This window comes from Paenibacillus sp. D9 (assembly GCF_001188365.1).
GTDB classification, from domain to species: domain Bacteria; phylum Bacillota; class Bacilli; order Paenibacillales; family Paenibacillaceae; genus Paenibacillus_O; species Paenibacillus_O humicus.
In genome coordinates, this window is sequence record NZ_JZEJ01000001.1 from 1,245,584 (window position 1) to 1,258,060 (window position 12,477).

The 12,477-nt window shown below is 58.0% G+C and carries 14 protein-coding genes; all 14 read right to left on the bottom strand.

What is annotated here, in order from left to right; genetic code table 11:
• Positions 1-15: 15 nt before the first annotated feature.
• On the bottom strand, positions 16-1,281 hold the full coding sequence (fliY, locus tag VE23_RS05795) for a flagellar motor switch phosphatase FliY (protein ID WP_048745247.1): 1,266 nt from the start codon (positions 1,279-1,281) through the stop codon (positions 16-18).
• Entirely contained in the window at positions 1,271-2,272 is a 1,002-nt protein-coding gene (gene fliM / locus VE23_RS05800; protein WP_048745248.1) for a flagellar motor switch protein FliM, read from the bottom strand. Before fliM ends, fliY begins: the two co-directional genes overlap by 11 nt.
• A gap of 36 nt (positions 2,273-2,308) precedes the next feature.
• A complete protein-coding gene (locus tag VE23_RS05805) occupies positions 2,309-2,791 on the bottom strand; it encodes a flagellar basal body-associated FliL family protein (RefSeq protein WP_021879167.1) in 483 nt (160 codons plus the stop codon).
• Between the two features lie 5 nt (positions 2,792-2,796).
• Positions 2,797-3,015, bottom strand: a complete 219-nt coding sequence (locus tag VE23_RS05810) for a flagellar FlbD family protein (protein ID WP_021879168.1) — start codon at positions 3,013-3,015, stop codon at positions 2,797-2,799.
• Positions 3,016-3,104: 89 nt separating this feature from the next.
• A complete protein-coding gene (gene flgG, locus VE23_RS05815; protein ID WP_048745249.1) occupies positions 3,105-3,920 on the bottom strand; it encodes a flagellar basal body rod protein FlgG in 816 nt (271 codons plus the stop codon).
• Positions 3,921-3,957: 37 nt separating this feature from the next.
• Complete coding sequence (locus VE23_RS05820; protein ID WP_048745250.1) at positions 3,958-4,455, bottom strand: flagellar hook capping FlgD N-terminal domain-containing protein; 498 nt, start codon at positions 4,453-4,455, stop codon at positions 3,958-3,960.
• A gap of 23 nt (positions 4,456-4,478) precedes the next feature.
• Entirely contained in the window at positions 4,479-5,933 is a 1,455-nt protein-coding gene (locus tag VE23_RS05825) for a flagellar hook-length control protein FliK (protein ID WP_049867539.1), read from the bottom strand.
• A gap of 15 nt (positions 5,934-5,948) precedes the next feature.
• The gene (locus VE23_RS05830) at positions 5,949-6,848 is read right to left on the bottom strand and encodes a MotE family protein (protein ID WP_048746475.1); all 900 of its coding nucleotides are present in this window, start codon (positions 6,846-6,848) and stop codon (positions 5,949-5,951) included.
• A 53-nt stretch (positions 6,849-6,901) separates the two neighbouring features.
• Positions 6,902-7,348 carry a flagellar export protein FliJ gene (fliJ, locus tag VE23_RS05835; RefSeq protein WP_021882259.1) on the bottom strand — a complete coding sequence of 149 codons (447 nt, stop codon included), beginning with the start codon at positions 7,346-7,348 and terminating at the stop codon, positions 6,902-6,904.
• Between the two features lie 8 nt (positions 7,349-7,356).
• Positions 7,357-8,682: a flagellar protein export ATPase FliI gene (gene fliI / locus VE23_RS05840; protein ID WP_048746477.1), complete on the bottom strand. Its 1,326-nt coding sequence runs from the start codon at positions 8,680-8,682 to the stop codon at positions 7,357-7,359.
• Positions 8,679-9,530, bottom strand: coding sequence for a FliH/SctL family protein (locus VE23_RS05845; RefSeq protein ID WP_048746478.1), 852 nt, complete (start codon positions 9,528-9,530; stop codon positions 8,679-8,681). The genes fliI and VE23_RS05845 overlap by 4 nt, the downstream gene beginning before the upstream one ends.
• The gene (gene fliG, locus VE23_RS05850) at positions 9,523-10,536 is read right to left on the bottom strand and encodes a flagellar motor switch protein FliG (protein WP_049867540.1); all 1,014 of its coding nucleotides are present in this window, start codon (positions 10,534-10,536) and stop codon (positions 9,523-9,525) included. Before fliG ends, VE23_RS05845 begins: the two co-directional genes overlap by 8 nt.
• 12 nt (positions 10,537-10,548) lie before the next feature.
• Positions 10,549-12,114, bottom strand: coding sequence for a flagellar basal-body MS-ring/collar protein FliF (gene fliF, locus VE23_RS05855; protein WP_049867541.1), 1,566 nt, complete (start codon positions 12,112-12,114; stop codon positions 10,549-10,551).
• Between the two features lie 39 nt (positions 12,115-12,153).
• A complete protein-coding gene (gene fliE / locus VE23_RS05860; RefSeq protein ID WP_021881387.1) occupies positions 12,154-12,462 on the bottom strand; it encodes a flagellar hook-basal body complex protein FliE in 309 nt (102 codons plus the stop codon).
• Between the last annotated feature and the right edge of the window lie 15 nt (positions 12,463-12,477).

The following is a 12,477-nucleotide window of genomic DNA, read 5'->3' on the forward strand; positions in this document are numbered from 1 at the left end:
CCTCCCTGGATGCACTTATTGAATTTTGGTCATGCGGTCCCACTGGCTCACGATATCCGTGACCCGGACCCCGAAATTCTCATCGATGACGACAACTTCGCCTTTTGCAATCAGCTTGTTGTTCACCAGAATGTCTACGGGCTCGCCTGCCAGCTTGTCGAGCTCGATGATGGAGCCTTGCGACAGCTCAAGAATATCCTTGATCTGTTTTTGCGTGCGTCCAAGCTCTACGGTTACTTTCAGCGGGATATCGAGGAGCAGGCCGAGATTGCTCTCGTCTCCTTGAGGATATCCCGGCTGGAAACCGGAAAATTGAACCGGCTGGACATTGACGTTGCGGCCTGCCGGAGCGCCGAAAGTCTGCGGACCTTGATTGTGGACAGCAGGCGCGGCGTGCATGTCGGCCATCGGCTGCTGATACGCCGGCTGTTCGTAAACAGGCTGCTGCTGCACAGGCTGTTGATGAACGGGCTGTTCGTGGACAGGCTGCTGCTGGACGGGCTGCTGAGCCGGCGGTTCCGAATGCGGGGCTGCTGAAGCCGCTTCAATCGATGGAGCGGCAGATGCTGCGGCGGCCTCATCCCCGCTTCCGCCCATCAGCGTGTCGACCATCTGCTTGGCGAAGTTGACCGGCAGCAGCTGCATGATCGTCGAATCGATCAAGTCTCCGATCATCAGCCGGAAGCTGACTTTGATGAAGACGTCATCCGGCGGCAGCTGGGCGAGTCCTCCGCCTTGCTCCACATCGAGGATATCGATCCCGGGAGGCGAGATGTTGACCATCCGGTTGAAGATGGTCGACATCGATGTCGCCGATGAACCCATCATTTGGTTCATCGCTTCCTGCACGGCGCTGATATGGATGTCATTGAGCTCCGTCTGGCCGACGTCGCCTTCGCCGCCAAGCATCAGATCGGCGATGACGCCGGCATCCTTTGTCCTGATGACGAGCGAATTGATGCCTTGAAAGCCTTCAACATAGCTGACCGACACCGCGACATGAGGCCGGGGGAATTCGTCGGCGAGGTCTTCCCGCTTGATGAGGGCGACCTGCGGAGTCGTGATATCCACTTTTCTTCCCAGCAGGGTGGACAGCGCGGTAGCCGCGCTTCCGAATGTGATGTTGCCGATCTCGCCCAGAGCATCCTGCTCGATGGAGCTCAGGTATTGGGAGATCTGCGCCTCGCCTGCCGTATCGGAAGGAGCGGCGGAATAACCGTCCGAGCTCTGCCGGAGCAGGGCATCGATCTCCTCCTGGGACAAATAATCCTTACTCGTCATAATCTTCGTCTGCTCCTTCGCTTACGATCTCGTCCACCTGGACGGCAAGGCGGTCGCGGACCGACCCCGGGCTGCCGATGAACTTCAGCTTTTCTCCAACCTTGATATGCAAGCCTTCGCCGACCGGCTTCTTCAAGGAAATGACATCTCCTGCGGCAAGGCTCATGAACTCTCTAACCGTAATGGAGGATTCTCCGAGCTCGGCTATGATCGGCAGCTTCGCTTTATGTACGCGCTGCTCCAGGATCTCCACTTCTTCAGGGGCACGCGACTTCTTCTGGGATACGAACCAGTGATGCACGGACAATCTCGGCATGATCGGCTCGATGACCACATGCGGAATGCACAAGTTGATCATGCCGGTCGTATCCCCGATTTTCGTGCTCAATGAAATCAAAGCGATCGTTTCGTTGGGAGAAACGATCTGCATGAACTGCGGGTTCGTTTCCAGCGAATCCAGCCTCGGCGAAATGTCGTACACCGTTTTCCAGGCTTCCTGCAGGCTTTCGAAGGCACGGCTGAAGATTTTCTCCATGATCATGGTTTCAATCTCCGTGAGCGCCCCGATCTTGGCGGGAGCGGTTCCTGTGCCTCCAAGCAGCCTGTCGACCATGGAATAGGCCACGTTGGGATGGACTTCAAGCACCATCCTTCCTTCCAGCGGCTCCGCCTCAAAGATGTTCAGAATGGTCATTTTGGGAATCGAGCGGATGAATTCGTCGTACGGCAGCTGTTCCACCTGCACGACGCTGATCTGCACAAACGTTCTCAGCTGCGCCGAGAAATAAGTCGTCAAGTATCGGGCGAAGTTTTCATGTATCCGGGTCAAGCTTCGAATATGGTCCTTGGAAAAACGGACTGCCCGCTTGAAATCGTACGCGCGGATCTTCTTCTGGCTTTCTTCCTTCTTCAGCTCCTCCGCATCCATCTCTCCTGACGACAAGGCGGCAAGCAGGGCGTCGATCTCATTCTGGGAAAGCACATCCACCATCACTCTCACCTCCTTCGCTTATCTCACTTGGCCGTCCTAGATTTCCGTCAACGTATAGTCCGTGATGGAAACCTTGATCAGCTTGCCTTTGGGAAGAACTTCATTGATTTGGTTCAGCAGCTTGGCCTCGAGCGCATCCTGCCCGGCCGAGCCTTGCAGCGCCTGGGCTTCCGTATCTGCAAGCGTACGGTTGATGATCGGCTTCACGACGATATCCTTGATCTTGTCGAAGTCTTCCTTCGTCGCCTTTTTGTCCAGCTGGAAAGCGAAGCTCACGAGCAGGAATTTGTTGCCGTCCTTCAGGTTGCGCTTGATATCTTTGAGCTCTGACGTGACCTCGACCCGTTCGTCAGCCGTAAGCGGCTTGACCTTGGCGGCTGCCGCCGTCGTCTTGGCCGCATCCCCTCCCGAAGCCGTTGCGGGCTCCTTCAGGAGCGAGTTGTACAGGATGACCGCCACAACAGCGATCAGCGAGATGGCCAGCAGCGTCGTGATCAGCCAGGGAAGCATTTTTTTCATAGCGCCTATTCCTCCGTATATCCACTCTTATGAGATGAAGCCGCGAGGCCGATGGAGCGGTAGAAATCGGTCATCCGCCCGGCCAGAACGGCAGCCGACTCCACAACGACCATTTTTTTGCCGGTGGTCATCGTCACGAGCGTATCCGGCGTTTCTTCCAGGAGCTCGATCAGCAGGGCATTGATCATCAGCTTGCTGCCGTTGAGCCTTGTTACTTCAATCATGTGAACCCTCCCGCGGCTGCCCGTTGGCGGAACCGATGCGGCCGAGCGGAGCTCGGCCGGCGGATCCAGACTCTACAGGGCTAGATCAATTATCTCTTCAGATTGACGAGCTCTTGAAGAATTTCATCCGATGTCGTAATGATTCGGGAGTTGGCCTGGAAACCGCGCTGCGCAACGATCATTTCCGTGAACTCGCTCGTAAGGTCGACGTTGGACATCTCCAGTTGGCCGGCCACGATGTTCCCTGTTCCGGTCTCCGGATCTCCGGGAGCTCCGATAGCCAGCTCCTCGGCATTGGAATTCACCGTAGAGCGGTAAAGGTTGCCGCCGATTTTTTCCAGTCCGTTCGGATTGGTCACTTTCACGACGCCTATGGTGGCAATGACATCTCCTGTCGTTCCGTCTGCATTGACACCTGTCACCGAACCGTCTTTGCCGATCGTGAAGGCGCTGACTCCAGCCAGCGAAATCGGTTCGCCGTCGGAGCTCAGCACGAGAGCGCCGTCAGCGTTGACCAGCTGTCCCGCGGCATCGACCGAGAAATTGCCGGCACGCGTCAGGTAGAAGCCGTCCTCCATTCCCGCAGGACGGACGGCGAAAAATCCGTCTCCGTCGATGCGCAGATCCGTCGGCACGTTGGTCGTCATGGCGCTGCCCGCCGTGTGCACCGTGTCGATGGATGCCACCGTCACGCCAAGACCGATCTGCTGCGCGTTTTTGCCGCCTCGCGCTCCGTCTTCCGGCTGCGTCGCTCCTGCGACAGTCTGGCTCAGAATATCCTGGAACATGACCCGTCCCGCTTTGAAGCCGACGGTGTTCACGTTCGCAATATTGTTGCCGATGACATCAAGCTTGGTTTGGAAGCCCCGCATGCCGGAAACGCCCGAATACATAGATCTCAACATAATCTATCAACCTCCTAAATGGATGGATACTGCTCGTTCAGGCTCCTGCCGGCTGTTCTCCGGAAGACTCTTCCGGCAACTGTTCCGGAGTCTCTTCCGCCGCATCGGATCGAATGGACTTCAGCGCGTCGATCGGAACATAGTTGCCGCTGGAGACGATATACTGGATGCCGTCCTTGAGCACGACCGAATCGACGAGGCCGCTTTCGGTCGTCAGCTTGCCGGCAGCATCAAAGATGTCCCATTCCGCCTGCTTCCCGATGAGATCGGATGTAAGTCCAAGATTCTGTCCCTGGACGTTGAGCTGTCCGGAAATGTTCGACAGCTGCTCGACAGAGGAGAATTGAGCGAGCTGGGCGATGTAAGTCGTGTTGTCGGACGGATTCATCGGGTCCTGATATTTCAGCTGTGCGACCAGAAGCTGCAGGAAAGCATCCTTGCCGAGCGTGGAGTTGTCCATGCTTGTCGACGCTGCCTTGGAATTCTTTTGGCTCACGAACGGATAAATGGAATTGGCGTTCACGGATGCTGCCATCGTTGATCCCCCTTGAAGCCGGCTTATGCCGTCTCGTTAATTGCCCTGCCGTATCCAAGCTCACGAATGGCGGTTTGGATGACTTCAGCCTCCTGCACGCCCTGATCTTCAAGGCGGTCGGAGCCGTTTCGCGCAAACTGGCCGCCCTGCCCGCCTCCGCCCCGGCTCTGCTGGCCGAATGAAAGCGAGGTCTGAAGCTGGCTCGAGGCCGATACATCAAGCCGGTCAACCTGGAAGCCTTGGTTCTGCAAGGACATTCGGAGCTGGCCCAGCTGGTTCTCGATCGCTTCCCTCGCCGCCGGCGAATCCGCTGCGAACAGCGCCGTCAATTGGCCATTGTGGATTTGGAGCTTGACGTCCACCTGTCCCAAGTTTTCCGGAGTCAGCGTCAGTCTTGCTTCGGTCATGCCGGATGAAGACGAGACATCAAGCTTTTTCAAGACAAGCCCGGCCACCTCCTGGGCAAACCGATGAACGGGCACCTTCACGACCGTTTCCGCACTGTCCGGAACCGCAGCTCCCGGCTGGACATTTCCTGTTGAGACCGCAGCGGCTGACGACGGCTGTTCATTGCTTTCCGCCATGAGCATGGCCGGCTGCACGGCATCGTCCGCCTGAGCGCTTCCGGCAGAGGCGCTTACCGCCGCTCGGATGTGGGCTGAAGAAGCTTCAAGCTTCGCCAGCAGCGTTGTGCCGGAAGCCGGAATTCCTGTCAAAGGAGTCCCTTCAGGCCGGCCGGCCGGGATCGTTCCGCCTGGAGCGGATTTGGCTGGTTGGGGCGCTTCGAGCAGGCTTTGCAGCTTGGTCAGCTGCGCCTGGGTCAGCGACTGGGAATCGACCTTTCCGGATGGCTTGGCGAGAATGTCGGGCAATTGCTGCCTCAGCGCCAGCAGCAGCTCTCCTACTTCCCCTTTGGCAGCTGTCGCTGCGGAAGCGGCTGCGGGCTCATCCCGCTCCTGCTGGCCGCCGCCTGCAAGCTTCCCTGCAGGAGGCGGCTGAATGCCGAGCAGCGCAAGCAGCGCTCCCAGCTCGGAGGCCGCTTGCTGCCAATCCTCGAGCGGAATGGAGCCATCCTCTTCCTTGCCTTCGTATAGCTGATCCAGCAGCTCCTCCAATTTGGCAAGCAGCGGCTCGGCTGCCTGCTCCTCGGAGGAAGCAGCGGCAGGATCGGCTTCTGCTGGCTGCAGAGCTTCCGGGAGCGCTCCGTCTGCCAGAGCAGGGACGCTCGGCTCCGCGCCGTCAGGCTGGGCGGCGGTTGCGCTCAGCGCCATAGCGGCTGCCAATGCCGCAGCAGCCGCTACGGCGTCCTGCGGAGCCGCCGTTCCCGCGTTCGGGGACGCTTGACCCTGAACGCCCGTCTGCAAGGCTCCAGCCATGGCTTGGCTGAACGGAGCCACGCCGGCCGCCTTGCCTCCGGCCGCTTGGACAGATGTCCCCGAGCCGGTCGCAGCAGCCGGTTGAGTCGTCGTGATCTCCATGGTTCACCTCCTATTCTATTTTCCCGCCATGAGCTTGCTCACGAGCTGAGACGTCAGCTTTTTGTCCAGTCCCGACATCTCCTGAACGATGGACGAGCGTTTGGAATCGCTGACCGAGCCAAGAATCCGAAGCACTTTGCTCGGGCTCACATCCGACATCGACAGCAGCAGCTGCGCCGCCTTCGCCGGATCCATCGATTCAAACGTTTTGCTGAGCTGATCTTCGCTGAGCAGTGCGGAGCCGGATGCAGGAGCTGCGCTTGAAGCCTGCTGGATTCTCGATTGCAGGGCAGCAATCTGCTGATCCTGGACCGGAACGGAATCCTTCAGTCTCGCTGCCGTTTCGGCTGCCCGCTTTGGATCCATCTTGGCCAAGATCGCTCCTTGGGCTCGGCTGTCCATCGAGTTCAGCACGAGAACGGCTTCATCCAAGGTCATATTCTGAATGATCGGAGCCGCTTTGCTTGGCGTCATCGAGGCGAACATTCCCCCAAGCTCCGCAATTTTGGCTTGATATTCGCTGCTGCTCAGCTTTTTCTGCTCGTCGCTTTTGATCAGCTGGTCGAGCTTGTCCTGCAGGTCGTTGATTTCCTTCTCAAGGGATGCCTTCTCCGCCTCGGCGGCCTGAAGCTTCCCTTTGGCTGCCTGCAGGTCTCCCTGCAGGCCGGCGATCTGCTTGCGCTGAGCAGCCCCGTTGTCCGGAGCAGGGGCGCCGGATGCGCTCCGGCTCTCCGGAATGAGCGACCCGACTACCGGTATGCTGCGGCCGGTATCCATCAGCCGCGAGCGCAGCGACGGATTGAACACCACTAGAAGCACAAGCACAAGCACCAGCGTGAACAGCAGCGGCGTAACAAAAAACAGGAAGCGTTCCATTCCGCTGTAGCTTTGTTTCTCACGTTCTTCTGCCAACATTTCATCCCTCCCGGGGGCATGAGTCGTCCCCGACTGCTTCATCTTGCCTTCTGCTAAAGCGCTGCGCGCGAATGGCGTTGGACCGCGATTTCATCGAGTTCCGCCTGCTCTCCGGCAAGCTGTGCAGCCTTAAATCGGTTCAAGGCTTTTTCTTTGGATTTCAGCCAGATCTTCTCCTGGATCTTGCGTTCGGCCAGACGATGCCTGGAGGATTCGACTTCGTTCTCTGCCGCCTGTACGACTTGCTGCTTGCTTCCGATGCAGGCATCCAGATGGGAGAGGAACCGCTGGATCGCTTGCAGCTCCATGAGCGGACTGCCTAGCATGCCGAGCTCTTCAAGCTTCCCTTCCCAGCGCAGACGCTCCGCGTTCAGCTCGGACAGGGACATCTCCTCCGCATGCAGCAGATCAAGCGCGGCCGTGAGTCCCCATTTGGCTTGCGTCGTCTCGCTTTGCTTCAAGTTGACAATGCTTTGATAGGCATAGCGGAATGAAGTCACGTCTCTGTTCAGCTCCCGTTGAATTGCCGGATCAGATGGTCCAGCGTCTCGTCAAAATGGGCTTTTTCATTCGTTCGTTGCTGCGTGAAATCCAGAATTCCGTCCATTTGGCTCATCGCCTGGTCGATTTCCTTGTTCGATCCGGGCTGATACGCCCCGATATTGATCAAGTCCTCCGAATCTTTATAGACAGCGAGCATCTTTTTGAGAGCGGAAGCCGCCTCCTGATGCTCGGGCTCTATGATCTCCTTCATGACCCGGCTCACCGAGGCGAGCACGTCGATCGCCGGAAAATGGCCTTTCTGAGCCAAGTCCCGGCTTAAGACGATATGTCCGTCGAGGATGCCTCTCACGGCATCCGCCACCGGCTCATTCATGTCGTCCCCATCCACGAGAACGGTATAAAAAGCCGTTATGGACCCCGTCGGCCCCGTTCCCGCTCTTTCAAGCAGCTTGGGAAGGCCGGCGAACACAGACGGCGTATACCCTCTCGTCGCCGGAGGCTCTCCGACCGCCAGCCCGACTTCCCGCTGCGCCATCGCATACCGGGTGACGGAATCCATCATCAGCATGACGTTCATCCCCCGGTCCCGGAAGTACTCCGCTATCGTCGTTGCGATCACCGCGCCCTTGATGCGGATCAAAGCCGGCTGATCGGATGTCGCCACGATTACGACGGAACGGGCCAGTCCTTCCGGTCCCAGATCCTTCTCGATGAACTCGAGCACCTCGCGTCCCCGTTCGCCGATGAGAGCAATGACGTTGACGTCGGCTGCCGTATTGCGGGCGATCATGCCCAGCAGCGTGCTCTTTCCGACCCCCGATCCGGCAAAAATGCCGACGCGCTGGCCCTGTCCTACGGTAAGCAGACCGTCGATCGCGCGAACCCCGATGCCCAGCGGCTGCTGGACGCGCGGTCTGAAGAGCGGATTGCTCGGAGGAGCGGTCGTCGGATAGCGGATCATGCGGCTGGGAATGAAGCTGCCGTCAAGAGGCCGCCCCAGGCCGTCCAGCACTTTACCGAGCAGCTCCGCCCCGACCTGGACCGTAAGCGGCTTGCCTGTGCCAACAACGTCGCATCCGGGCGCGATCGCATTGAGATCTCCGAGCGGCATGAGAATCAGTCTGTTGTCCCGGAAACCGACGACTTCGGCAAGGAGCGGGGGCGCCCCTTTTCCGGGATAGATCTGGCAGACATCCCCGATGCCGGCATCGGGTCCTTCGCTTTCGACGGTAAGTCCGATGACCTGGGTTACTTTGCCGTTGATGCGCACGGGATCGATGCCGGCGAGCTGCTCCGTATATCTCGAAGCCTTGGGAACCCTGGAGCTCATGAAGCAGGCGCCTCCTGACCTTCGCGCTGGGAAGCGATTCCCATCAGCTCCCGCTTGATTTCGGACAGCTGCGTGTCGATGCGGGCGTCGATGCTGCCGAATGCCGTCCGGATCACGCAGCCGTGATCCTTGACCGATGCGTCGGGCAGGATCTGCAGCTCGGCCTGAGAATCGATCGACAGCTCCAGCTCGTCCCTGGCGGCGAGAACCGATGAAAGCTGCGCGGGACTGACGCACAGAACGATGCTTCCATTCTCTCTTCGCCGGGAAAGCATGCTCCGGATAAGCTCGATGGCGATTTCGGGCTCAAGATCCAGCTGCTTGCCGACCAGCTTCTCTGCAATGGCGCAGCTCAGCTCCACGAGGAACGGCTCCGCCTCCTGGATGATCTGCTCCTTCATTCGGAAGGAGGATTCAAGAATGGAGGAGGATTCCTCGATTCTTTGCTCCCATTCCTTCCGCAGCGCGGCTTCGGCATCCCGGCTGCCTTGGCTGAAGCCCTCGCCATATCCGGCCTGGCGGGCTTCTTCTGCGATTCGTTCATCGTCCGCCCGTCTGGCATGCCACCAATCCTCGGCTTCCTGACGGGCCTGTTCCAGCAGCTCCTGGGCCTGCCTGGCCGCATCCGCCAACGTATCCTCGGCGACGCTCTGGGCGTCGCCGAGAATCTGGCTGCGCAGAGCTTCCGTAGCGGCATCCGGGCGGATCTCGCCGCGGTAGGCCAGCTCGCCGAAGCCGTCCGAAGCGGTGTCGGCACCGCTGGCTGCGGCAGGTTTCCGGTAAAATCTTTCCAGCCGCTGAAGCTGTTCCTGAGGGACTACCTGCGAGGATTTGAACAGATTAGACAATGATGTCATCTCCTCCGCCGCGGGCGATGATGATGTCGCCGGATTCCTCCAGCCTGCGGATCGTTCCTACGATGCGAGTCTGGGCTTCCTCGACGTCACGCAGCCGCACGGGACCCATGAATTCCATTTCTTCCTTGAACGTCTCGGCCATCCGCTTGGACATGTTCCGGAAGATCGCCTCGCGCACTTCCTCGCTTGCCACCTTGAGCGCAAGCTGAAGGTCGGCGCTCTCGATATCGCGGATGATGCGCTGGATGGAACGGTTGTCGATGCTGACGATGTCTTCGAAGACGAACATCCGCTTCTTGATCTCTTCCGCCAGCTCCGGGTCCTGAATTTCCAGGGAATCCAGAATCGTCCGCTCGGTGCCGCGATCGACGCCGTTCAGAATCTGAACGATGGAGTCGATGCCTCCCGCGTTCGTGTAGTCCTGGGTCACCGTAGCGCTCAGCTTCTGTTCCAGCACCCTCTCCACCTGGGAGATGACCTCAGGAGAGGTGCTGTCCATTAGCGCGACCCTGCGGGCGACTTCCGCCTGCTTCTCTTGGGGAAGCGAGGACAGAATATGAGAAGCCTGCTCCGGCTGGAGGTAAGAAAGCACGAGAGCAATCGTCTGGGTATTTTCGTTCTGGATGAAGTTCAGGATCTGGGTCGGTTCCGCCTTGCGGGCAAAATCGAAAGGCCTCACCTGCAGCGTCGCCGTAAGCCTGCTGATGACTTCCAAAGCCTTTTGCGAGCCGAGCGCCTTCTCGAGGATATCCTTCGCGTACGCGATGCCGCCTTGGGAGATATACTCTTGAGCAAGGCAGATCTGATAGAATTCGCTCATGATCGTGTCCCGCTCCGAGCTGTCGACCTTCCTCACGTTGGCGATTTCCAGAGTCAGCTGCTCGATTTCCTCTTCCCTCAGATGCTTGAAGATCTGGGCCGATACATCCGGGCCAAGCGTAATCAGCAGAATGGCAGCCTTTTGGCGCCCGCTCAAGCTTTGCAGCGCTTTAACCATGAGTTGCCACCTCTATTCCTCTACTAGCCAGGTGCGAAGAAGGTTGACGAAATCATCCGGCTTCCGCTTGGCGAGTGTTTCCAAATTCTTGCGCACTTGATTCTCATTCGTGACGCTCTCCAGGTTGATCGAAGGATATTCGACTCTCGGCGCCATTTCCTCAATGATTTCCTCTTCCTTGGCGCGGCGGCGGCGAACGGCGAGCACGATTCCGCCGATAAGCGCGGCAGCTGCGACAGCGATGGCGGCGATCCATCCGGCGGTAAGGCCTTTGCCGGAAGCGGATGCTCCTGCTGCGGCAAAATTTTGACCGATGACAGAAACCTTTTTGGCTATGAGCGCGTCATTACTAACATCCTGTCCGGATTCCACCAGCTGGGAACGGACGAAAGAAGTTAGATATTGGGTGATTTGATCCTTTGTTTCCTGGTTTAATAATGAAGTAGGAATGCCGACGCTGATGCTGAGGTCTTTGACGGAGTAAGGGCCGCCAATGATCGTATTTTTGTAGCGGTTCGGCTCATAGTTGGTTGTGCTGGAGGTTTTTTCCGCCGTGCTGCTGCCCCCGCTCGATGTCGAGGAATACCCGGGTACATCGGTTTCTCCAGTGCCGGCAACGCCGCCGGCGTTCCCTTCCGTTCCTTCCGAGCTTTCGCTCGATTGCTGCTGGCTGATCACGAGACCGTTGTTGTTGTTGTTATCGAGAGGCTTGACCAGGCTTTCCTCGCGGCTGACCTGATCGAAGTTCAGGCTGCTCAGCACGCTGACGGCAAGATTATCGCCGCCTACCATCGTTCCAAGGAACTGCTCGATATTCCTCTTCAAATCGCTCTCGTATTTCTTTTGGATCTGGAATTGAGAGTTCGCGCTGCCCGAGTTGTTCAGCGTCCCGCCGATTTTGGAGGAGGCTGTCAGCTCGCCTTGAGGGCTCGTAATCGTGATATCCGCGATTTTAAGATTCGGCACCGAAGTTTTGACGAGATTGAAGTAACCGTCGATCTCATCCTGGCTGGGCCGGAATCCCGGCTTGAATTTCATGACGATGGAAGCCGACGCGCCGCTGGCTTCTTCCGTTTGGGCAAATACGCTTTCCTTCGGAAGATTGACGACGACTTTGCTGGAAGCGACTCCCTGCATCCCGTTGAGCAGCTGCTGGATCTCTCCGTTCAGGGCGCTGCGGTATTTGACGTTGAATTCGTTGTCGGTCATGCCGAACTGTGAAGAACCCGTATTGAACGCGGCGAAGCCGATCGATCCATTCTGGACCAGACCTTGCGATCCCGCTGCGACCCGCACGCGATCTGCTTCGCTGCTCGGAACGGAAATTGAATTGCCGCCGTCTCCAAGCCGGTAAGAAATGCTGCTGCTGTCCAGATAATTCATGATTGCCTGGGCATCGGTGCTGTCGAGATCCTTGAACACCGTTTCGTATTGCGTTTTGGTCAGGATCGAAGTAAGCAGAATGATCGTCAGCAGCAATACCCCGATCGTCGCTCCCAGCCAAATCTTTTGCTTCTTGCCCATCGCTCCCCAGTAATTTTTGGCGGAATCGCGCAGGCGGGCCATCTTTTCGTTCACATCTTCACCCCGCAGAATGCTATTGCAATGCAGTCAGCTTTAAATTTGCATGCGCATGATGTCCTGATAGGCCTCTACCGCCTTGTTCCGGACCTGCGTCACCAGCTGAAGGCTGAGCTCAGCCTGCTGCGAGACAATCATGACTTGTGAAATATCCGCTTGGCCAACCAAGTACTGGTTGTTGACCTGATGCACGGTTTTTTCTTGCGCGCTGACACTGTCCAGGGCGTTTTTGAGCATCGTCCCGAAGCTTTCGGTCACTTCGCTCGGCGATGCGGCTTGCGTCTTGGCCGTAATAGCCGGTGTGTTCAGAGGAGAGACCTGTGCAAGCGTTATAGGCTGGATCATTGTGGACTATCCTTT

Bases quoted from the DNA above. Each gene is read 5' to 3' on its own strand.
- fliY (WP_048745247.1), bottom strand. From the start codon at position 1,281: ATGACGAGTAAGGATTATTTGTCCCAGGAGGAGATCGATGCCCTGCTC.
- fliM (WP_048745248.1), bottom strand. From the start codon at position 2,272: ATGGTGGATGTGCTTTCCCAGAATGAGATCGACGCCCTGCTTGCCGCC.
- VE23_RS05805 (WP_021879167.1), bottom strand. From the start codon at position 2,791: ATGAAAAAAATGCTTCCCTGGCTGATCACGACGCTGCTGGCCATCTCG.
- VE23_RS05810 (WP_021879168.1), bottom strand. From the start codon at position 3,015: ATGATTGAAGTAACAAGGCTCAACGGCAGCAAGCTGATGATCAATGCC.
- flgG (WP_048745249.1), bottom strand. From the start codon at position 3,920: ATGTTGAGATCTATGTATTCGGGCGTTTCCGGCATGCGGGGCTTCCAA.
- VE23_RS05820 (WP_048745250.1), bottom strand. From the start codon at position 4,455: ATGGCAGCATCCGTGAACGCCAATTCCATTTATCCGTTCGTGAGCCAA.
- VE23_RS05825 (WP_049867539.1), bottom strand. From the start codon at position 5,933: ATGGAGATCACGACGACTCAACCGGCTGCTGCGACCGGCTCGGGGACA.
- VE23_RS05830 (WP_048746475.1), bottom strand. From the start codon at position 6,848: ATGTTGGCAGAAGAACGTGAGAAACAAAGCTACAGCGGAATGGAACGC.
- fliI (WP_048746477.1), bottom strand. From the start codon at position 8,682: ATGAGCTCCAGGGTTCCCAAGGCTTCGAGATATACGGAGCAGCTCGCC.
- fliG (WP_049867540.1), bottom strand. From the start codon at position 10,536: ATGGTTAAAGCGCTGCAAAGCTTGAGCGGGCGCCAAAAGGCTGCCATT.
- fliE (WP_021881387.1), bottom strand. From the start codon at position 12,462: ATGATCCAGCCTATAACGCTTGCACAGGTCTCTCCTCTGAACACACCG.